Annotated in this window: 21 protein-coding genes, 1 tRNA gene and 1 other RNA gene; 12 read left to right on the forward strand and 11 right to left on the reverse strand. The window is 69.7% G+C overall.

Annotated features, from left to right (window positions below):
* The first annotated feature begins 7 nt into the window (after window positions 1-7).
* Window positions 8-1114 carry an anhydro-N-acetylmuramic acid kinase gene (locus CIK77_RS11125; RefSeq protein WP_249268483.1) on the forward strand — a complete coding sequence of 369 codons (1107 nt, stop codon included), beginning with the start codon at window positions 8-10 and terminating at the stop codon, window positions 1112-1114.
* A 79-nt stretch (window positions 1115-1193) separates the two neighbouring features.
* Here the strand turns inward: CIK77_RS11125 and CIK77_RS11130 are convergent, their stop codons facing one another.
* The 3 genes from CIK77_RS11130 to ffs all read right to left on the reverse strand — a co-directional run bounded on the left by CIK77_RS11130 (window position 1194) and on the right by ffs (window position 3062).
* Window positions 1194-2552: an FAD-binding oxidoreductase gene (locus CIK77_RS11130; protein WP_087053972.1), complete on the reverse strand. Its 1359-nt coding sequence runs from the start codon at window positions 2550-2552 to the stop codon at window positions 1194-1196.
* Window positions 2549-2911, reverse strand: a complete 363-nt coding sequence (locus tag CIK77_RS11135; protein WP_087053971.1) for a YrdB family protein — start codon at window positions 2909-2911, stop codon at window positions 2549-2551. The genes CIK77_RS11130 and CIK77_RS11135 overlap by 4 nt, the downstream gene beginning before the upstream one ends.
* A 54-nt stretch (window positions 2912-2965) precedes the next feature.
* An RNA gene (gene ffs / locus CIK77_RS11140) (signal recognition particle sRNA small type) lies at window positions 2966-3062 on the reverse strand.
* Between the two features lie 112 nt (window positions 3063-3174).
* On the opposite strand from ffs, the gene CIK77_RS11145 reads away from it, so the two are divergent.
* The 4 genes from CIK77_RS11145 (at window position 3175) to CIK77_RS11160 (ending at window position 7622) form a co-directional block, all read left to right on the forward strand.
* Window positions 3175-4143: an AAA family ATPase gene (locus CIK77_RS11145; RefSeq protein WP_087053970.1), complete on the forward strand. Its 969-nt coding sequence runs from the start codon at window positions 3175-3177 to the stop codon at window positions 4141-4143.
* A 4-nt stretch (window positions 4144-4147) separates the two neighbouring features.
* Entirely contained in the window at window positions 4148-5272 is a 1125-nt protein-coding gene (locus tag CIK77_RS11150) for a DUF58 domain-containing protein (RefSeq protein ID WP_140403490.1), read from the forward strand.
* Complete coding sequence (locus tag CIK77_RS11155) at window positions 5269-7509, forward strand: transglutaminase family protein (RefSeq protein ID WP_087053968.1); 2241 nt, start codon at window positions 5269-5271, stop codon at window positions 7507-7509. The genes CIK77_RS11150 and CIK77_RS11155 overlap by 4 nt, the downstream gene beginning before the upstream one ends.
* Before the next feature lie 28 nt (window positions 7510-7537).
* Window positions 7538-7622, forward strand: a tRNA-Ser gene (locus CIK77_RS11160).
* Window positions 7623-7682: 60 nt separating this feature from the next.
* Here CIK77_RS11160 and CIK77_RS11165 read toward each other — a convergent pair.
* The 5 genes from CIK77_RS11165 to CIK77_RS11185 are packed head-to-tail and all read right to left on the reverse strand — an operon-like array spanning window position 7683 to window position 10579.
* Window positions 7683-8120 carry a hypothetical protein gene (locus tag CIK77_RS11165; protein WP_087053967.1) on the reverse strand — a complete coding sequence of 146 codons (438 nt, stop codon included), beginning with the start codon at window positions 8118-8120 and terminating at the stop codon, window positions 7683-7685.
* Between the two features lie 46 nt (window positions 8121-8166).
* The gene (locus tag CIK77_RS11170; protein WP_087053966.1) at window positions 8167-8577 is read right to left on the reverse strand and encodes a VOC family protein; all 411 of its coding nucleotides are present in this window, start codon (window positions 8575-8577) and stop codon (window positions 8167-8169) included.
* A gap of 10 nt (window positions 8578-8587) precedes the next feature.
* Window positions 8588-8989 (reverse strand): helix-turn-helix transcriptional regulator, encoded by a 402-nt coding sequence (locus CIK77_RS11175; RefSeq protein WP_087054030.1) that lies wholly within the window; start codon window positions 8987-8989, stop codon window positions 8588-8590.
* A 55-nt stretch (window positions 8990-9044) separates the two neighbouring features.
* Window positions 9045-9833 (reverse strand): ABC transporter permease, encoded by a 789-nt coding sequence (locus CIK77_RS11180; protein ID WP_087053965.1) that lies wholly within the window; start codon window positions 9831-9833, stop codon window positions 9045-9047.
* On the reverse strand, window positions 9830-10579 hold the full coding sequence (locus tag CIK77_RS11185; RefSeq protein WP_087053964.1) for an ABC transporter ATP-binding protein: 750 nt from the start codon (window positions 10577-10579) through the stop codon (window positions 9830-9832). The genes CIK77_RS11180 and CIK77_RS11185 overlap by 4 nt, the downstream gene beginning before the upstream one ends.
* 110 nt (window positions 10580-10689) lie before the next feature.
* Here CIK77_RS11185 and CIK77_RS11190 point away from each other — a divergent pair, with 110 nt between their 5' ends.
* The 4 genes from CIK77_RS11190 to CIK77_RS11205 all read left to right on the forward strand — a co-directional run bounded on the left by CIK77_RS11190 (window position 10690) and on the right by CIK77_RS11205 (window position 13794).
* Window positions 10690-11823: a sensor histidine kinase gene (locus CIK77_RS11190; RefSeq protein ID WP_087053963.1), complete on the forward strand. Its 1134-nt coding sequence runs from the start codon at window positions 10690-10692 to the stop codon at window positions 11821-11823.
* Complete coding sequence (locus CIK77_RS11195) at window positions 11820-12470, forward strand: response regulator (protein WP_087053962.1); 651 nt, start codon at window positions 11820-11822, stop codon at window positions 12468-12470. The genes CIK77_RS11190 and CIK77_RS11195 overlap by 4 nt, the downstream gene beginning before the upstream one ends.
* Window positions 12471-12601: 131 nt before the next feature.
* Complete coding sequence (locus CIK77_RS11200; protein WP_170934043.1) at window positions 12602-12913, forward strand: TfoX/Sxy family protein; 312 nt, start codon at window positions 12602-12604, stop codon at window positions 12911-12913.
* 80 nt (window positions 12914-12993) lie between these two features.
* A complete protein-coding gene (locus tag CIK77_RS11205) occupies window positions 12994-13794 on the forward strand; it encodes a siderophore-interacting protein (protein WP_087053960.1) in 801 nt (266 codons plus the stop codon).
* Here the strand turns inward: CIK77_RS11205 and CIK77_RS11210 are convergent.
* Both CIK77_RS11210 and CIK77_RS11215 read right to left on the reverse strand, forming a co-directional pair.
* Window positions 13761-14543, reverse strand: coding sequence for an alpha/beta fold hydrolase (locus CIK77_RS11210; RefSeq protein WP_170934042.1), 783 nt, complete (start codon window positions 14541-14543; stop codon window positions 13761-13763). The genes CIK77_RS11205 and CIK77_RS11210 overlap by 34 nt on opposite strands.
* The gene (locus CIK77_RS11215; RefSeq protein ID WP_087053958.1) at window positions 14543-15088 is read right to left on the reverse strand and encodes a PadR family transcriptional regulator; all 546 of its coding nucleotides are present in this window, start codon (window positions 15086-15088) and stop codon (window positions 14543-14545) included. Before CIK77_RS11215 ends, CIK77_RS11210 begins: the two co-directional genes overlap by 1 nt.
* Window positions 15089-15272: 184 nt before the next feature.
* Between CIK77_RS11215 and CIK77_RS11220 the strand changes: the two genes are divergently transcribed.
* Together CIK77_RS11220 and CIK77_RS11225 are read left to right on the forward strand one after the other, a co-directional pair.
* Window positions 15273-16040, forward strand: a complete 768-nt coding sequence (locus CIK77_RS11220; protein ID WP_087053957.1) for an HAD family hydrolase — start codon at window positions 15273-15275, stop codon at window positions 16038-16040.
* Window positions 16041-16182: 142 nt separating this feature from the next.
* On the forward strand, window positions 16183-18702 hold the full coding sequence (locus CIK77_RS11225) for a glycoside hydrolase family 65 protein (RefSeq protein ID WP_087053956.1): 2520 nt from the start codon (window positions 16183-16185) through the stop codon (window positions 18700-18702).
* Between the two features lie 8 nt (window positions 18703-18710).
* On the opposite strand, the gene CIK77_RS11230 is transcribed toward CIK77_RS11225, so the two are convergent.
* Complete coding sequence (locus CIK77_RS11230; protein WP_087053955.1) at window positions 18711-19451, reverse strand: DsbA family oxidoreductase; 741 nt, start codon at window positions 19449-19451, stop codon at window positions 18711-18713.
* 87 nt (window positions 19452-19538) lie between these two features.
* Between CIK77_RS11230 and CIK77_RS11235 the strand changes: the two genes are divergently transcribed.
* Window positions 19539-20650, forward strand: a 1112-nt coding sequence (locus CIK77_RS11235) for a DNA polymerase III subunit gamma and tau (RefSeq protein ID WP_114347255.1), incomplete at its 3' end; no start/stop codon positions are given.

The following is a 20650-nucleotide window of genomic DNA, read 5'->3' on the forward strand; positions in this document are numbered from 1 at the left end:
CGTGGCAATGCAGTCCGGCACATCGGTCGACGGGATCGATGTCGCGACCGTCGATGCCGACATCGTCGATGGCATCGGTGCGGTGCTCGAACTGCGGCCCGTGCGGCTGGAGACGGTCGAATGGCAGCCGGTGCTGCGCGAGGAGATCCTCGCGGCCGCGCACGGCGAACCGCGCGATGCGCAGGCGTGGACCAGGCTCGACACGGCGATCGGACAGGCCTTCGCCGAGGCGGCGGTCGCCGCTGACGGAGAGTTCGTCGTGTCGCACGGCCAGACGATCCATCACTGGACCGATGAGTCGGGAACCAGGGGCACCCTGCAGCTGGGGGAGCCGAGCTGGATCGCCGAACGCACAGGAATCCCCGTGGTCTCGCATCTGCGCAGCGCCGACGTCGCCGCCGGCGGCGACGGTGCCCCGCTGATGGGTGTGTTCGACCGGATGTGGGCGGCAGGGCTGGGCATCGAGTCGCTGGCGACCGTGAACCTGGGCGGCATCGCGAACGTGCAGCTCGTGCGCGGCGGCGAGGTGCTCGCCTTCGACACCGGCCCCGCCAACTGCCTGATCGACGCGGTGGTCCAGCGCGAGACGGGCGGCTCCTGCGATGTCGACGGCGCGCTGGCCGCTGCGGGGACCGTTGACGGCGGACTGCTCTCACGGCTGAAGGAGCATCCGTATCTCGGCAGAGCGGCGCCGAAGTCGACCGGTCGCGAGACATGGAACCTCGACCTCGTCGACGGTGCCGTCGGATCCGACGCGATCGGCGTGGAGGACCTCGTGGCAACGCTCACCGCGTTCACGGCCCAGTCCGTGGCCGATGCGATGCCGGGAGCCGACCGGGTGGTGCTCTCCGGCGGGGGAGCACGCAACCCCGCGATGGTGCGAGCGCTGCGCGAGCGGATTCCGGATGCCGTCACCAGCGACGAGCTCGGCATCGACGCGGAGCACAAGGAATCGCTGCTGTTCGCGGTGCTGGGGATGCTGGCCTGGCATCGTGTGCCCGTACGACCGGGAACGGCGCCTGCGCGCATCGCCGGCCGGTTCACGCCGAGCCCGCGCGGGTTTCAGCTGCCGCCTGCCCGCGCGCGGATCGACGCGCTGCGCGTGCGCGCGTAAGTGAACAGATCGCGCGTTCGCACACACGGATCCGGTGCTGGCGTGTGTGCGAACGCGCATTCTGTTGCATTGTGCGCGGTTACGGGAACACCTTGCCGGGGTTCAGGATGCCGAGCGGGTCGAACGCGGCGACGATGCGGCGCTGCAGCTCCCACTGATCGTCACCGAGCTCGTCGGCGAGCCAGCGGGCCTTCAGCACGCCGATGCCGTGTTCGCCTGTGAGGGTTCCGCCGAGCCGGATGGCCGAGCGGAACAAGTCGTCCGCCGCGACCCAGATGTGCTCAGGCACGCTCTCGCCGTGGTAGACGAATGAGGGGTGCAGATTGCCGTCGCCCGCGTGCGCGATCGTGGGGATCCGCACGCCGTGCTCTCGCTCGACGCGTGCGATCTCGTCGAACATCTCGGCCAGCCGGGTGCGCGGCACCGAGACGTCCTCGATGAGCTGATTGCCGGTCGCGGCGATGGCCGGATTCGCCGCGCGGCGGATCGCGAGCAGGCGCTCGCCCTCATCCGCGTCGTCGGTGAGCGTCACGGCACCGCCCGCGCGGCGCAGCACCTCGGCGATCGTCTCCGCCTCCTCCAGCGCTGCCCCGCCATCGGTCTGCACGATCAGCTGCGAGGCTCCCTCATCCGGGCCGGCGAACCCGAGATGAGCATGCGCGGCGGCGAGAGCTGTGGCGTCCATCAGCTCCATCACCGACGGCTGCACGCCGCTGGCGGTGACGGCGGCCGCCGCGGCCGCGGCGTCGCGCACGCTGGCGAACGCAGCGGACGCGGTGCACACGCTCCCCGCCACAACGGGCCGCAGCTTCAGCGTTGCGCCGACGACGACCCCGAGCCGGCCCTCGGAACCGATCATGAGCGAGGTGAGATCGAGCCCCGTCACGCCCTTGACGCTGCGGTGGCCCATCCGGATCAGTCGTCCGTCGGCGAGCACGACGTCGAGGCCGAGCACCGCATCGCGCACCACTCCGTACTTCGCGCAGAGCAGTCCGCCCGCGCCCGTGGCGATGTTGCCGCCCACTGTGGAGATGTCGCGGCTGGCGGGGTCGGGCGCCCACCACAGACCGTGGTCGGCGAGCTGCGCGTTCAGATCCGCGTTGATGATTCCGGGTTCGACCACGGCGAGGCGGTCGTCGGCCGAGACCTCCAGAACGCGCGTCATGCGTCTCGTCGACAGTGCGATCTGCCCCTCGCCCGCGTTGGCGGCGCCGGCGAGCCCGGTCAGTGCGCCCTGCGGCACGACGGATGTGGCGGTCGCGGTCGCGATGCGAAGCGTCGCCTGCACGTCGTCAACCGACTCGGCGTGCACGACGGCCAGGGGAGCGCCGGTGGAGACGTGGCCTGACCGGTCGGAACGAGCGGCTCGGAGCGTGTCGGGACGGGTGTCGACTCTGTCTCCGAGCGCTTCGCGGAGCAGAGCGTGAACGCCGGTCATGCCAGCGACCGCAGCCGGTGCGTCAGCCCGACGGCGACGGCGATGACGCCGAAGCCGAGGCCGAACCACGGCAGGTCGAGGTTCCACAGCGCGATCGTCGCACCGAGGAAGACCATCAGCTCGACGACGATCCGGATGAACGGATGCACGGTGAAGACGGCCCTGGGGGAGACGAACAGGGCCCACAGCAGGATGCCGATGGCGGGAGTGACCAGACCGAACACGATGTTCCACGCGAACGGCCACGCGAGGAACCCCCACAGCGCGAGGAACGCGAACGCGGCCAGTTCCGTGAGCACGCGCAGGACGTCGAGGAAGGAGATGCGCCTGGTCGGCTGCGCGGGTGCGGAGTTCGCCATGCCCCCAGTTTAGGAGCCGTTCCCTGTGCCCCGCGCCCAGCTCGGCGGAGGGCACAAAAAGACTCTCCGCGTACCCGGCAGAGCCCGGTTACCCTTGCTACGTTTCCGTCCTGGGGGAGTTGGCCTGGATGCCGTCACGCGGAGAGCTGAGACAAGTCTAACCGACGTCGCAACGGCACGCACACGGGTGTGTTGCCGCACGGGCCCGGATGTCGTCGGTCGCGGATAGGCTGGCCGATGTCAGGCCGTGACGGAGGGGCGACATGCAGGAGAACGCGATGGAAGCCTCGGAGTTCCACGAGAAGACGGGGCGCATCCTCGATGCGATGCACCGCGTCATCGACGGCAAAGACGAAGCCATCCGCCGCTCACTGGTCGTGCTGCTCGCCGAAGGGCACCTGCTCGTCGAGGACGTGCCAGGCGTCGGCAAGACCATGCTGGCGCGGGCTCTCGCCGCAGCGATCGATGCCGACGCCCGGCGCATCCAGTTCACACCCGACCTGCTGCCTGGCGACGTGACGGGTGTGAGCGTGTTCAGCCCGGCCACGGGAGGGTTCGAATTCTCACGCGGTGCGGTGTTCGCCAACATCGTCATCGCGGACGAGATCAACCGCTCGTCGCCGAAGACGCAGTCCGCGCTCCTGGAGGCGATGGAGGAGCGGCAGGTCTCGATCGACGGCACGACGCACGAGCTGCCCTCTCCGTTCGTCGTCGTCGCCACGCAGAACCCGATCGAGATGGACGGCACGTACGCGCTGCCTGAGGCGCAGCTCGATCGCTTCATGATCCGCATCTCGATGGGCTATCCCGATGCCGAGGCAGAGCAGCTGATGCTGCGCCAGCGCGACACGCGCGACCCGCTCGACGACCTTCGCCCCGTCGTCGCACTCGACGGCGTCATCCGGCTCATCGACTTCGCCAGGCGGGTGCACGTGTCGCCGCTCATCGAGCACTATGCGGTCGCCGTCGCGCGGGCGACGCGCGAGCATCCGGATCTGCGTCTCGGAGCGAGCCCGCGCGCGACGCTCCAGCTCGTGCGCGCGGCGAAGGCCGCGGCGGCGCTCGAGGGGCGCGACTACGTGATTCCGGATGACGTCGCGGGGCTGGCATCGGCCGTGCTCTCGCATCGGCTCATCCCGAATGCGCACACGGGAGCGAAGTCCTTCAACGTGGCCGAGCGCATCGTCGACGACGTCGTGCGAAGGGTGCCGGTGCCCGTGGCGGGCGGGTGAGACCGTGGCGAGGCATGCACGCGTGCGGGGGCGGTTCGCACTGACCGGTCGCGGCGTCGCGACGCTCGGCGTCGGTGCGGCTCTCGCCATCGCGGGGTCCGTCCTCGGGCGCGTGGAACTGATGTTCGTCGGAGCCGTGCTCTGGGTCGTCGTGGCTTTCGGCATCGTCGCGCTGCTCGTGGTGCCGACACCGGTGGCCGTCGAGCGCAGGCTGAGTGAGCGTCGAGTGGCGGCGGGTGACTCGATCCAGGTGACGACGACGCTGCGGGGCGGGAGCACGGTGTTCGTCGAGGCGGCCGAGGAATCCGTGTCGTCCGGGTTGGAGGCCGAGACCGCAGTCGATGCCGCTTCGAGAACCGTCGATCTCACGGTGAGGGCCGGACGCCGCGGCGTGCACGCCGTGGGGCCGATGCGGGTGCGCATGCTCTCGCCGTTCCTCGTCGCGCGGCACGAGCGCGTCCTCGGCGGGCACGACGAGGTCGTCGCCGTCCCGCCCGTGGTCGGTCTCGCGCCCTTGCGCGCCCCTGCACGCTTCGGTGGTGAATCGCGGCGCAGGGCTGCGGCGGCTGGGCAGGGCGAGGACGATCTCATCCCCCGCCCGTACGGACCGGGGGATTCGACCAGGCGGGTGCACTGGCGCGCTTCCGCGCACCACGGCAGGCTGATGGTGCGCGAGGAGGAGCCGGAGTCGAGGCTCGTCGCGCTGGTGCTGTTGGATCTCGAGCACAGCTCCTGGCGCAGCAGGGCGGCATTCGACACCGGTGTCAGCGCATGCGCGTCCGTGGTCGGGATGCTCGCGGCAGACGGGTTCGTCGTCTCGGTCGCCGACGCGGTGGGCCGGGACATCGCTGCGGTCGGCACGCCTGCAGGCATGCCGGACTTCCTGCTCACCTGCGCTCGGATCGAGAGGCACCGTGACACCGCGTCAGCGGAGGCCCGCGCTCGCGGAGCGGATGTCGTCGTCGCGATCGGGCGCTTCGTCGAACGACCGGAGGGCGCAGCGACATGCGTGCTGCTCGCCTCGGACGGCGCGCACGAAACGGCAGCGGAGCGGGGTTGGCATGCGGCGGCGCTGACGACTGACGTGGCGGGGTCGTGGGGCGACGCGATCGGAGGGCGGTTCCGGTGAGCAGGCAGCGGCGAAGGCGCGCGTCGGCGGCGGCAGCGGGCGCGGCGCTCCTTGCGGTGATCACGGCGCTGCTGCCGATGACGACGCTGCTTGTGCCGACGTGGTTCGTGCCGGCCGCGCTCGCGGCGGGCGCTGTGATCGCCGTCGGGCTCCTGCGTCGGTGGGCACAGGTATGGGCGGTCATGCTGCTGCAGGTGCTCGCCGGCATCGTGGTGAGCGCCATGGTGTTCCCGCTGCCGCTGCTGGGCGCGTTCGTGCCGCTGCCCGGTGCGGTGTGGGCGCCGCCGGCGGTGTTCTCTGCGGCCGTCGACCAGCTCATCGTGGCTTCTGCTCCCGTCGTGGCCGGGGCGTCGCTGAGCTTCGCGCTCGTCGTGGCCGTGTGGGTGTTCGCGCTCGTGGTCGATGTGATCGCCGTGACGGCGCGGCTGCCGCTGCTGGCGCTGCTCCCGCTTTCTGCTGTGCTGGTCACGCCGCAGTTCGCCGTGCCGTCCGGTGATCATCTGCTGCTGTCCGTGCCGTTCGCGGCAGCCGCGCTCCTGCTCCTGGCTGTGACCGGCCAGCCGCGCGTGCGCCGACGGGGCCGCGCACTGGTGTGGGGCGCGACGGCCGTCGTCGCCGTCGCCGCGATCGCGGTCTCCGTCGCCGTCGCACCGCGGCTTCCCGTGTTCCCCTCCGCCGACGGGGTGAACGATCCGAGCATCGCCAGCGTCTCGCTCTCCCTCGGCGACGATCTGCGGAACACCTCGTCCGCGGAGGTGATGCGCGTGCGCACGACCGAGCAGAGCGCGCCGTATCTGCGTCTGGCCACTCACACGGGCTTCGACGACGACGGCTGGCATCTCGACCACGACGGTCTCGTCCGGCCGCTGTCGCACGGGCTCGGGGTCGTCGAAGCGCCGAGCATCACCGGCGAGGACGCCGTGTCGACGTCGCGGACATGGATCAGCGATATCAGTCTGGACATCGGGTACCTGCCGGTGCCGCACAACGCGGTCGAGGTGGCAGGAGCGGAACCCGGATGGCGCGCCGTGCTCGACAACAGGACGGTGAGCTCCCAGCAGCTCACGGCGGAGGGCGAGACGTACTCGGTGGAGGCGAGCGTCGTGTCTCCGACGGCGGCGCAGCTGAACTCCTCCCCGTGGCCGGGGAGCGCGGACGCGATCCTGGGTGGTCAGTCAGGGGAGGAGCGCGCGCAGGCGGTCGCGGCGGCGCTGGAGATCGGCGACGACGTCGCGGAAGGGACGATCGGGGAGACGGCGCGCGAGGTGACCGAGGGTGACGGCACCCCGTACCAGGCCGCGCTCAGCCTGCAGCGATGGCTGCGCTCATCTGAATTCTCCTACTCGCTGCAGACCCCCGTGAACGAGGGCTTCGACGGCAGCGACCTCGCCGCCGTCGAGGCGTTCCTCGAGGTGCGGGAGGGGTACTGCCAGCACTTCGCATCGACGTTCGCCCTGATGGCGAGGTCGCTCGGCATCCCGACCCGCATCGTGGTGGGCTACCTGCCAGGCGAAGACACAGGCGATACCGCAGGCGAACGCGAGGTGTACTCCGTTGCCGCCGACCGGCTGCACGCATGGCCGGAGGCGTATCTGCTGGGCATCGGGTGGGTGCAGTTCGACCCGACGCCGAACATCGCGTCGGCGCAGACCGGCATCGACGAGCCGGAGGACGAGGCGACGGACGAACCGGAGCAGGACGAGGAGCAGGCGTCATCGCCCGAGCCGACGCAGACCCCGACCGAGACCGAGGAGCCGGATGCGGAGGCGACCGGCAGCGAGGAGACGGGCAGCGGCGTCACCGGCACGATCGCGGGGCTCTGGGCAGTGCTCGCACTGCTGGTGCTGCTGTTCGTTCCGCGGCTGGTGCGGGGAATCAGGCGGTCGCGACGGATTCGCGCGGCGAAGGCAGGCGATGCGGCGGAGGCATGGCGCGAGACGGTGGCGACCGCCATCGACGCCGGATGGGAGGTGGCGGCGTCGGAGTCGCCCCGCGCCTTCGGGGACCGGATGATCGACGCCGGCACAGACCCTGCGGCCACCGGAGCACTCGTCGCGGCGATCGAGCAGGCGTCGTTCGCGCGATCAGCGGCATCCGGAGCCGACCTCGCCGGCGCGGTGCGCGCGTTCGCGCGGTCGATCCCCGCCGAGCGCCGCAGCGGCCGCGCCGGCCGGTGGCTGATGCCGCGCTCGCTGTGGGCGCGCCCCCGATTGGTCGAGGCGGGGAGAGACGGGTAGGATTGTGCGCGGCCTGTTCGCGGGCCGAGGAGGATTCGCCTAGTGGCCTATGGCGCACGCTTGGAAAGCGTGTTGGGTGCAAGCCCTCGGGGGTTCGAATCCCCCATCCTCCGCCGAGATCCGAAGCCCTGTCTCCCCGTCCCTGACGCGGGAGACAGGGCTTCGTCGTGCGCTCAGCTCACTGCCCTGCGCACCAGCTCGCGGATCCGCTTCTCCGCCTTCGCTGTCATCTCGATCACAGCGAAGGACACCGGCCACATCTCGCCGTCGTCGAGGTTCGCCGGGTCGTCGAATGACACCGTGCCGTAGCGGGTGTCGAACTTCGAAGCCGGCTGGTAGAACACCAGCACCTTGCCGTCCTTGGCGTAGGCGGGGAAGCCGTAGAAGGTCTTCGGGTCCAGATCCGGGGCCTCTTCGCTGACGATCGTGTGCAGCCGAGCGGCGATCGTCTTCTCCTCGCCTCCGAGCGCATCGATCGCCTTCACGCACGCCTCGAGTTCGCGGGCCAGCTTCGCCGCGCCCTTCAGCCCCTTCGTCGCGCGCAGCTCGTCTGCACGCTGCTTCATCGCGGCGCGTTCGTCGTCGCTGAAACCGCTCTTGGTGTCCGTCATCTCTCTTCTCCTCCTTGTGTTCGTGCTGTCGGTGCCTGCGGCCCGGCTAAGCCTGCCTGAGGCGAACCGTGTTGCCTGCAGGGTCGCGGAATGCGCAGTCGCGCACTCCGTACGGCTGGTCGGTCGGCTCCTGGATGACGTCGACGTCGTGCTCCTGGATCCGTGCGAACTCCGCGTCGACGTCGTCGCTGGCGAGCATGATCCAGCCGTAGGTGCCCTTCGCCATCATGTCGGTGATGATGCGTTGCTCCTCCTCTGTCATGCCGGGGTCGGCATCCGTCGGCGAGAGCAGCACGCAGGTGTCGGGGCGGCCGACCGGCCCGACGGTGATCCAGCGCATGGTGCCATGGCCGACGTCGCTGCGCACCTCGAAGCCGAGCGCATCGCGCCAGAACTCGAGAGACGCATCCGGATCGACGTGCGGCAGGGAGACGGTGTGAATGGTGATCTGTGTCATGCCAGCGACACTATTCCGGCAGCAGCGGAGGCGCTTCTCGATTCCTGACCGGTCGTGCGGCGCGCTTGACGACGCAGGTGGGCAGGTGAACGGGGTCGGTCGCTGCGCGTCGTCTGAAATCGCTGGGCGACATGCCGACCAGTTCACGGAACCGAGTGCTGAACGTGCCGAGCGACGAGCTTCCCACGGCGAAGCACGCATCGGTCACGCTGGTCTCACCGGTGCGCAGCAGCGCCATCGCGCGCTCGATTCGGCGGGTCATCAGATAGGCGTACGGCGACTCCCCGTACGCCCGCTTGAACTCGCGGCTGAGGTGACCGGCAGACATGTGCGCATCGCGTGCGAGCGCATCGACGTCGAGCGGCTGGGCGTAGTCGCGGTCGATCCGATCGCGCACCCGTCGCAGCGCCATGAGGTCGGGGTTCAGCGATGCCACGTCATCACGGTAGCGCGACGGGCGCTGCCGCTCAGCGCGTCCAGCGGAAGAACTTCACCGCGAACGCACCTCCGAGCACCGTTGCCGCCGCGAGTGCGACGAGCGGCTGCCACGGCACAGGGTCGCCGATCCACGCGAGCTGGAGCGCGTGCGTTCCCGCGCCGTAGGGGAGCCAGCGGCCGATCTCGGCGATCGGACCTGGAAGGTTCTGAGCGCCGCCGAGCATCCCGCCGAGTGCACCGATGGCGAAGAACGTGACGAGGCCGATCGCGACGGACGCGTTGGGCGTGGGCGAGACGGCCGCGACGAGCATGCCGATCGCGTACATCGCGACGCAGACCAGCGCGAACACTCCGACCGTCATCCACACGTGCGCTGGACCGACGATGCCGAACAGGGCGGCAGACAGCCCCAGCGCGATGCCGACGCCGACGACCGTCTGCGCGAGCGACACGACGAGCTGCGCGCACAGCAGCATGGCCGGATGCGCCGGAGTGGTGGCCAGCCGCTTCAGCAGCCCGGAGGTGCGGTACGTCGCGAGGAAGGACGGCATGTTGACCACCCCGACGAGCGCGACCACCATGACGAGCATCAGCGGCAGCACGAAGATCTCGTAGACGCTGCGTCCGCCTGTGTCAGGCAGGATCTCCTGCGAGGCGGCCGCCCCCTGGGTCACCAGCAGCAGCGACGGCATGCCGATCGGGATCAGAAGCCCTGCGGTGTCGCGGATGACGCTTCGCATCTCCGCGCGGATCAGCTCCCCCCACGCAGCGGCGCTCGGGCGCGCAACCGGTGGCAGGCCGGCCTGGACGATGCTCATGACGACTCCTTCATCGCGTGTGCGGTTTCGGCGGTTTCGCGCAGCGACAGGAACGCTTCCTCGAGACTGTGAGTGCGGCTGCGGTCGCGCAGCTCCTGCGGGGTGCCCGTGGTGAGCACGGCTCCGCGGTCGAGCATCACGACGCGATCGCAGAGCCGTTCGATCTCGTCCATGGCGTGGCTGACGAGCACGATGGTGACTCCGTCGCCGCGCAGATCCTCCAACAGGTGCCAGATCTGCCGTCTGCCCTCCGGGTCGAGCCCGGTGGTGAGCTCGTCGAGGATGACGATGCGCGGCCGGCCGACGAGGGCGACGGCGACGGACAGCCGCTGCTGCTGCCCGCCGGAGAGCCGATCGGTGCGTGTCCCGGCGACGTCCGCCAGCCCCAGTCGCTCGATCAGGAGCCGAGGCTGCTCGCCGTCGCGGTGGAACGAGCGGTGCAGTCGGATGTTCTCCGCCACGGTGAGATCGCCGTGCAGGCGGGCGTCCTGCAGCTGCACGCCGAGCACGCTGCGCACCCGGGCCCGGTCGCGCCACGGATCCAGCCCGAACACGCTCACGGAGCCGCTGCTCGGGCGACGCAGTCCGGCGACGGTCTCCACGAGCGTCGTCTTGCCCGCCCCATTGCGACCGAGGATGCCGACCGTCTCCCCAGCGCGGACGGTCAGATCCACGCCGTCCAGGGCGCGGGTCCGTCGGTACTCCCGCACGAGTCCGCGAACTGAGATGACTTCGTTGTTGTGCATGCTCAGACGCTACGGTTCCGGCGAGAGCGGGCGCAGGTGCCGCAGGTCACGTTCTGCACCCGTGACTTCCGGCACGGGTGCAGCCGAAGTCGCGTCCCTACACTGGGAGCGTGCGACTCGCCGATCCCCGCCTGCTGGTGGTCATCCTCGTCGCTGCGCTGGGGATGGCGATCGGCGTGCCCGTCGTGGTGCTGCAGGCGCAGGGCGCCGACATCGCACACGGGCCCGTCTGGCTGTGGCCCGTCGTGTACGCGGCCTTTCTGATCGCCTTCGTCATCAGCATGCTGGTCTCTGAGCACCCGTCGCTCACATGGCGACGAGGATGGTTCATCGCGCAGTTCGCGCTCGCCACGGCGAGCGTGCTGCTTCTGCGCGAAGGTCTCGGCTTCGTGGCCGTTGTGCTCGTCTTCGGCGCCGCGCTCAGCTGCTACGTGCTGCCCCGCTGGGGAACAGCGGTCGTGGTCGCTCTCAATTCGGTCACCGTGTTCGTCGCATCTGCGGCAGCCGGATTCGCAGAACAGGCGACTGCGGCAGTGTTCTATCTCGCCATCCAGGTCGTCAGCGTCGCCACCGTTCTGGTGTGGATGGCGCAGGAGCGCTCCCAGCGACGCCTTGCCGAGGCGCACGTGGAGCTGGCGGCGACGGGGGCGCTGCTGAACCAGTCCGTCCGCGCGGAGGAGCGCCTTCGCATCTCGCGCGACCTGCACGATGTTGCGGGGCACCAGCTGGCGGCGCTCGCGCTCGAACTGGAGATCGCGACGCATCACGCCCAGCCTCCCGCGTCGGAGCATGTGCACAGGGCACGCGGCATCGCGAAGGACCTCCTGGCCGACATCCGGGAGACGGTGTCGCGCCTGCGCGAAGGCGAGGGCTCCCTCGAGGGCGCGCTCGGCGCCGCGACCGCCGGAGTCACGCAGCCGGATGTGCGCCTCGACGTCGACAGCGCGCTCGCGCTCGATCCGGATCGCACGACCCTGCTGGTGAGGGCGGCGCAGGAGACCATCACGAACGTGATCCGCCACGCGGAGTCCGCCCAGCACGTCACCATCCGGGTCGCGGCCGACTCCGAGGCCGGTCTCGTCGTGTTCCGCGCATGGGACGACGGATGGGGGCCGCGTGCTTTCGAACCGGGGAACGGACTGACCGGGATGCGGGAGCGCGCCGAGGCGCTGGGCGGCCAGGCGCAGTTCTCCCGCGGCGACCAGGGCGGGTTCCGAGTGACGGTGGAGGTACCGGTCGAATGAGTCGTCGTCTGCGAGTCGTGGTCGTCGACGACCAGAATCTCGTGCGCCAGGGCATCCGCGGCCTGCTCGAGCTCAGCGACGCGGTGGACGTCATCGGCGAGGCGAGCGACGGCGCCGAGGCGCTCGACGCGATCGAGGCGCTCGATCCGGATGTCGCACTGCTCGACCTGCGCATGCCGGGCATGGGCGGCATCGAGGTGCTCGAGGCGCTCCGCGAGCGCGGCAGCGACGTGCCCGCACTCGTGCTGACGACCTTCGATGACGCCGAGCTGGTGCTCACAGCGATGCGGGCCGGTGCGCGCGGCTACCTGCTCAAGGACGTCACGCTCGATCAGCTCGTCGACGCCATCGGAACCGTGGCGAACGGCGGGACGGTGCTGCAGCCCGCGCTCACCGATCGCCTCGTGCGGGAATCGGCGCCTGCCGCGGACGCGCAGGCGATCGATGTCGCGCTCACCGGCCGCGAGGCCGATGTGCTGCGGCTGGTCGCCGGAGGCTTCAACAACCGCGAGATCGCCGAGATGCTGCACCTGGCGGAGGGCACGGTGAAGAACCACGTCTCCAATGCGATCGCCAAGCTCGGCGCCCGTGATCGCACCCAGGCTGTGCTCCGAGCGCTTCATCGCGGGCTGCTCGCCGGTTCATGATCGACGAGTCGGCCCGCGAGATGCGCACAGTTGCGACAACCTGGCGCCGCGATCGGCGCATCTCGGCGAGAGCGGCGCATCTCGGCGAGAGCGGCGCATCTCGGCAGCGGGGCGGGGCCTACGCTGTGGGCATGGCATACAACGCGGAGCTGGCGGACCGGGTGCGGGCGGTGATCCGGACCATGTCGGACGCGGAGGAGAAGCGGATGATGGGGTCGCTGGCGTTCATGGTGAACGGGCATATGGCGGCCGGCGTCACCGGCGATGAGGTGTTCTTCCCCGTCGGCGGGGGAGAGGCGCTCGACGTCGCACTGCAGCGCGGGGCGCACCGGCTGCAGCTGCGCAGCGGCGTCGACGTGCCGTTCGCGGCGCTGACCGATCCGGATGACGACGTCCTGGCCGACTGGCTCGCCGATGCCGTCGACCGCGCATGGCACCGCTGATGTCGTGATCATCCATCCGGCGCTTGGCTATTTGCTTAGGTGAGGCTAGCCTTAGGCAACAGGCGTCGGAAGGAGCCAGGATGAGCAACATCACCGTCACGCACGCGCCGTCAGGGCTCGTGCTGGCCGAGGTCGTGCGTTCGCAGCGCGTGACGCCGAACATGGTCAGGATCACCATCTCCGGTGCGGATCTCGAGCGCTACCGATACCGCGGCTTCGACCAGTGGTTCCGGCTGGCGCTGCCGGTGCGCGGTGACGGCGCGCTCGAGCGGATGCCTGCCACGTTCACGATCGGCGGTTACCTGAAGTACCTCGCGCTGCCGAAGGGCACGCGCCCCGTCATCCGGAACTACACCGTGCGCGCCTTCCGCCCGGCTGAGCGGGAGCTCGACATCGACTTCGTCTCGCACGGCGAAGACGGCGTCGCCGGCCCGTGGGCCGCGAACGTCGAGTCGGGTGAGCGGGTGGCGTTCGTCGATCAGGGATGCGGTTGGAAAGGCCTGGACGCCGACTGGTCGCTCATCGTCGCAGACGAGAGCGCGCTGCCGGCGGCAGCAGGGGTGCTGCGCGACATGCCGCGCGACGCGCGCGGGCACGCGATCATCGAGCTCTTCGACGCTCGGGACCGTCAGGACGTCGACGCGCCGGACGGCGTCACGGTGCACTGGCTCGAGCGCGCGGTCGACGACGCGCCTGGTACGGCGGCGCTCGCCGCGCTGCGCGAGCTGGAGTTCCCCGACGGCGTTCCCTACGCGTTCTGCGTCGGCGAGCAGGCGCTCGCCACCGGAGCTCGTCGCCACCTCGTGCGCGAGCGGGGCGTACCCAGGCAGCAGGTGACCTTCTCCGGCTACTGGCGCCTCGGCCGCGCCTCGCCGAGCTGAGCCGCGCTCGGGGAGGCGCTTGTCGGAGGAAGGAGCTCGTCGCTCTTCCTGCCCTCGTCGAGCCAGACCCGCAGGATGCGGTTGAACAGCGCGTCATCCTCACCGCTCCAGCCGTGATGCATGCCGGGTGCGACGCCGAGCTCGGCGTGTGGGATCGCAGCGCCGATCGCCGAGAGCGACCGATGGAAGTACGCAGACTCCCGCTCGCCCACGACGGCGAGCACCGGGGCCGTGACGCTCTCGAGCCGCGTGACGCCGCCAGGATGCACCTCGCGCAGCTGGTCTCTGATGCTGCTGCGCGACACCGGGGGCGCCATGGCGACGAAGCTCTCTGCGTCGTCACCGCGCAGGCCGAGCACGCGTGCCATGCCCGTCCAGTAGAACCGTCGGTTCCACAGCGCGAGCGCGACGCGGTTTCCGGCGCGCTGCGCAGACGGGTATGGAAGAACGCTGGTGCCGGTCACGAATGCCGAGGCGACCAGATCCGGATGTCGGGACGCCAGGTGCAGCGCGGTGATGGCGCCCAGCGACAGTCCGATCACATCGACGGGCCCGTCTGCCTTCTCGGCGATGAGCGCGGCGATCCGGTCGGCGGCGAGGTCGAAGCTCGTCCAGCGCTCATCTGCGCGGGACAGATATCCCGGCAGGTCGGGTGCAAGCGTCGGGCGATCGCCGAAGGCCTCGATCTGCGGCTGCCATGCCCAGCCGCCGGCCGTGCCGCCGTGCAGGAATACAGCGGTGCGAGTCATCATTGCTCCTGATCGTCGGGGAGGCTCGTGAGGATGTCGTCGAGCCAGTCGATGTGCGTCAGAGTGGCCCGGATGCCGTGGTCGAGGGTCATCGAACGCAGCCACGCACCGCGCTCGGTCGACGGGTCGGGGTGCGCGGTGGTCTCGCGCGTGCGCTCCAGTGCATCCAGCTCGTCGAGCGCCTCGCGCCGCCTCGTTTCGATCACGTCGCGCAGCGGCGCCGTCTCGATCGTGTCGGAGAAGAAGACTCGGGCGAGAAAGGCATCGCGCTCTGCGTGGCGGTCGGGGCCGGATGTCAGCCACTCGCGCAGCGCCGCGCGCCCGTCGTCGGTGATGTGGTGCACGATCCGGTCCGGCGCGTTCGTGCCGGCCACGCGCTCGGTGCGCGCGCGGCCCTCGTCGACGAGCGCGGACAGCGTGCGATACACCTGCGCTTTGTCGGCGGACCAGAAGTGGTTCGCCGACGACCGGAATGCGCGCATCAGGTCGTATCCCGTCATCGGGGTGATGGCGAGGAAGCCGAGGATGATGCGCGCGAGGACCATGTCTCCATGAGAGCGCACCGTAGTCGATAAGTCAACTAGCCATTTTGCATTCGTCCGCTTTCAGCTCGGCTCCCACCGCTGGAAGATGATCGCGAGATCACCAACGTCGAACGAACTCATGAACAGCTGATCATCGACGGCGCACCGGTTCTTCCTGCGCTCCGGCTCCACTAGCGTGGAAGGTGTGAGCGCACACCTTCCAGACCTCACCGCATACGACGCCGTTCTGTTCGACCTCGACGGGGTGATCACGCCGACCGCCGAAGTGCACAGGCACGCCTGGCGCGCGATGTTCGACGAGTTCTTCGCCGACCGCGGCATCGTCCCCGCCTACACGGAGGACGACTACTTCAGCCACCTCGACGGCAAGAAGCGCTACGACGGCGTCGCATCGCTGCTCGCCAGTCGGAGCGTCTCGCTGCCATTCGGCGAACCCGCCGATCCGCCGACCGCCGACACCGTCTGCGGCGTCGGCAATCGCAAGAACGTGGTGTTCTCCCGCATCCTGGCCGATGAGGGAATCGAGCCCTACCAGGGCACGATGGCGCTGCTCGATGTGCTCGAGGCCGCAGGAGTGCCCGTCGCCGTGGTGTCGAGCTCGAAGAACGCGGAGTCCGTGCTCGCGGCGGCCGGGATCCGGGGGCGATTTCCCGTCGTGATGGACGGAGTCGTCGCCGAGCGCGAGCACCTGCCGTCGAAGCCAGCGCCCGACGTGTTCCTGGTCGCGGCCAGGATGACCGGGGTCGATCCTGCGGGTTCGGTTGCGGTCGAGGATGCGCTCTCCGGGGTCGAATCGGCGGCAGCGGGAGGATTCGGCCTCGTCGTCGGAGTCGACCGCGGCGCAGGGCGCGATGCGCTCACCGCGGCGGGAGCCCACGTGGTGGTCGGCGACCTCGCCGAGTTCCTGAACGGTGCCGCCGCCGTGTCGGCGGCATCCGGCCCCGCCTTCTGAACCGACGGGCATGTCGCGCCGCCCGCGCACGGCGGCTGATCACGACCTCATCCGGTCGCGGGAGACATCCGGGCCGAGACCCACTAACCTGCCCACAGAGCAGCCAACCGCGCACGAGATCCCATTCGCAGGAGCACACCTCATGATCGACCGCGACCGCTTCCCCATCGACCCGTGGCGACTCGTCGAGACCCGCTTCTCCACCGAGGACACCGGAGTCACCGAGACGGTGTTCGCCGCAGGCAACGGATACATCGGTCTGCGCGGCAACCACCCGGAGGGACGGCACGGCGCCGAGCACGGAACATTCATCAACGCGTTCCACGAGACCTGGCAGATCCGGCACGCGGAGCAGGCGTACGGCTTCGCCGAGACCGGTCAGACGATCGTGAACGTGCCGGACGCGAAGGTGATGCGCGTCTACGTCGACGATGAGCCGCTCGCGCTCGACCTCGCCGACGTGCGCGAGTACGAGCGGAGTCTCGATTTCCGTGACGGCGTCTTCCGCAGGCGGATCAGGTGGATGACGCCCTCGGGCAAGGACGTGCTGCTCGAGAGCGAGCGACTGGTCTCGTTCGAGGAGAAGCACCTGGTGCAGCAGCGGATGACCGTCACAGTGCTCAACGCCGATGCGCCGGTGACGATCAGCAGTCAGGTCGTGAATCGCCAGGACGGCGAGGGCGTGTACGGCGGCCATGCTCCCGTGCCGGGCGCGGCCGAACCGGCGTTCGATCCGCGCAAGGCAGAGGGCTTCACCCAGCGCGTGCTGCAGCCGCAGGAGTACTGGATGGACGGCGCTCGCTCGGCGCTGTCGTATCGGGTGACGAACTCGAAGATGACCCTCGGCGTCGTCACCGATCACGAGATCGACACCGAGAACGCATTCGAGCTGCGCGGTCTCGTCGAGCCCGACATCGCCAAGTGCGTGCACAGGGTCGACGCCAAGGCGGGGGTGCCGGTCACCGTCACCAAGTACACGGCGTACCACACCTCGCGCGGCGTGCCGACTCGGGAGCTGGTCGATCGCTGCCGACGCACGGTCGACCGTGCGATGGCGGACGGCGCTGAGCAGAACGTCACGAGACAGCGGGAGTTCATGGACCGGTTCTGGGACCGGTCCGACGTGCGCATCGCCGGCCAGGACGAACTGCAGCAGGCGACGCGCTGGTGCCTGTTCCAGATGGCGCAGGCATCGGCGCGCTCCGACGGCGCGGGGGTGCCGGCGAAGGGACTGACCGGATCGGGCTACGGCGGACATTACTTCTGGGACACGGAGATCTATGTGCTGCCGTTCCTGACGTACACGACGCCGCTGTGGGCGCGCAACGCGCTCCGGATGCGCTCGCAGATGCTGCCGGCAGGTCGCAAGCGCGCCGCGCAGCTCAACGAGGCCGGTGCGCTGTTCCCATGGCGAACGATCAACGGCGAAGAGGCATCCGCCTACTACGCGGCGGGCACCGCGCAGTACCACATCAACGCCGATGTCAGCTTCGCGATCGCGAAGTACGTGCGTGCGACGGGCGACACCGACTTCCTCGCCCGAGAGGGCGGTGACGTGCTCGTCGAGACGGCGCGGCTATGGGCGACCCTCGGATTCTGGCGGTCGCACGAGGGCATCGAGGAGTTCCACATCCACGGCGTCACAGGGCCGGACGAGTACACCACGGTCGTCAACGACAATCTGTTCACGAACGTGATGGCGCGCTTCAACCTGCGTGCGGCCGCCCGCGTCGTGCGCGAAATGGCGGAGCTGGTGCCAGAGGCGTACCGCGGGCTGGTGCAGCGGGTCGGGCTCGACCCGGCGGAGCCCGAGGCGTGGGAGCGTGCAGCCGATGCGCTGGCCATCCCGTTCGATGAGCGCTTCGGCATCCACCCCCAGGACTCGCTCTTCCTGGACCGTGAGGTGTGGGATCTCGAGAACATGTCACCGGAGCATCGCCCGCTGCTGCTGCATTTCCACCCGCTGGTCATCTACCGCTTCCAGGTGCTCAAGCAGGCGGATGTCGTGCTGGCCCTCTTCCTGCAGGGCAATCACTTCTCGGCCGAGGAGAAGCTCGCCGACTTCGACTACTACGACCCGCTGACCACGGGAGATTCGACGCTGTCGGCGGTCGTGCAGTCGATCCTCGCGGCGGAGGTCGGCTATCAGGACCTCGCCAAGGAGTACTTCGAGCACGCACTGTTCGTCGACCTCGCCGACCTGCACAGCAATGCGTCGGACGGCGTGCACGTCGCATCTGCCGGCGGCGTGTGGACGGCGCTCGTGAACGGATTCGGCGGAATGCGCGACCACGGCGGCGGGCTGTCGTTCGATCCGCGCCTGCCTGCCGACTGGCCTGAGCTGTCGTTCCCGCTGGCATGGTGGGGCTCGCAGATCCGGGTGACGATCACGCGCGAGCAGATCACGATCGTGCTCGAATCGGGAGAGCCCGTCGAGCTGAGCGTGCGGGGCGAGGATTTCGTCGTCGGCACGGATGGGCCGCTCACCGTCGCGCTCGCAGACCAGGGACCGGTGCGAAGCGGCCGGCCCACGGTGAAGCGCTTCTCCGGACTGCAGCGCGAGGACGGCACCGCGCTGCGCCCCACCCTCCCCACCAGTCACGGAGACGTCGTGCACCCGATGACGAGCTCGATCCCGGTCGTCGGGCGTTCTGGTCGGTAGAGCGGTGACTAGGCCTCGCAGCCGTCGGGGCCGCAGGCGGTGCCCTGCTCGCCGACGAGGTTCAGCGGCTGGGCCGGTTTCGGATTGAGCTCGTCGTACACCTGGGTGAGGGCCTGTTCGAACACTTCGGCGGGCTGGGCGCCTGAGATGCCGTAGCGGCCGTCGAGCACGTAGAACGGAACGCCCTGGATGCCCAGAGAGGACGCCTGGGCGATGTCGCCTCGCACATCGTCGGCGTAGGCGGCGGGGTCGGCGAGCACCTCGTCGGCCGTCACAGGGTCGAGGCCGGCGGAGACGACGACCTCCCTCAGTGCGGCGGCATCGCCCACGTCGACGCCGTTCTGGAAGTACCCCACGAGCAGCGCGTCGACGACGGCGGCCTGGACTCCGTGAGCGGTGGCCGCTTGGATCATCCGGTGCGCCGTGAACGTGTTCGACGGCACGGTGGCTGCGTGGTCGAAGCGGAAGCCGACCTGCTCGCCCGCGTCGCTGAGATGGCGGTGGCTCGCCTCAAGGCGTTCGGGGTCGAGGCCGCGGCCTGCGAGGTACTCCGCCTGCGACATCGTCGCGCGTTCCGGCGCATTCGGGTCGAGCTGGTACGAGTGGAAGCGCACGTCGACCTCGCCCGTGAACGGCAGGTCCGAGATCACCGAGCGGAGACGGCGCTCGCCGAGCGCGCACCACGGGCACGCGACGTCGAGCCAGACGTCGATTCCGAGGCGGGCGGGGGCGGTGCTGGTGTCGGTCATGCTCAGCCCAACCCCTGGCGGACGGAGATTGTTCCGCCGCGGTGCCTCCGCCGTGTCGGTGTCGGTGGTACGCCGTAGGCTGGGGGAGTGACAACCGCCCTTTATCGCCGCTACCGACCAGAGACCTTCGGGGAGATGATCGGGCAGGCCCAGGTGACCGACCCGCTGATGACGGCGCTGAGAGGCGACCGCATCGGGCATGCCTACCTGTTCTCCGGCCCGCGCGGGTGCGGTAAGACGACGTCCGCGCGCATCCTGGCACGCTGCCTGAACTGTGCAGAAGGTCCGACGGACACCCCGTGCGGCACCTGCGACAGCTGCGTCGAACTCTCTCGCGCAGGCGGCGGATCGCTCGACGTCATCGAGATCGACGCGGCCAGCCACAACGGTGTCGACGATGCGCGCGATCTGCGTGAGCGCGCCGTGTTCGCACCGAGCCGCGACCGCTACAAGATCTTCATCCTCGACGAGGCGCACATGGTGACGCCGCAGGGCTTCAACGCGCTGCTGAAGCTCGTCGAGGAGCCGCCGGAGCATGTGAAGTTCATCTTCGCCACGACGGAGCCGGACAAGGTGATCGGCACGATCCGGTCCCGCACGCACCACTACCCGTTCCGCCTCGTTCCGCCGGCGGCCATGCTCGAGTACGTCGAGAGCCTGTGCGCTCAGGAGGGCATCGCCGTCGAGCCTGGCGTGCTGCCGCTCGTGGTCCGTGCAGGTGGTGGGTCGCCGCGCGACACGCTCTCGATCCTCGACCAGCTGATCGCCGGTTCGGACGAGTCGTCCGTCGGGTACGAGCGCGCGGTCGCGCTGCTCGGCTACACGCACGGCGAGCTGCTCGACGGCGTCGTGGAGGCGTTCGCATCCGACGACGCAGGAGCGGCGTTCTCCGCGGTCGACCGCGTCGTGCAGACGGGGCAGGATCCGCGGCGCTTCGTCGACGACCTGCTCGAGCGTCTGCGAGATCTCATCATCATCGCGGCGACCGGCGCGGGCGCGGCAGCCGTGCTGCGCGGAACACCGACGGACGAGCTCGAGCGCATGTCGGTGCAGGCGCAGGCGTTCGGCTCGGAGCGGCTGTCGCGCACCGCAGACATCGTCAGCGCGACGCTCGACGAGATGGGCGGTGCGACGGCGCCTCGCCTGCAGCTCGAACTGATGATCGCGCGCGTGCTCACCGCGCTGCGCGCGATCATCAG

The sequence above is a fragment of the Microbacterium sp. JB110 genome (assembly GCF_003335195.1).
Lineage (GTDB): Bacteria > Actinomycetota > Actinomycetes > Actinomycetales > Microbacteriaceae > Microbacterium.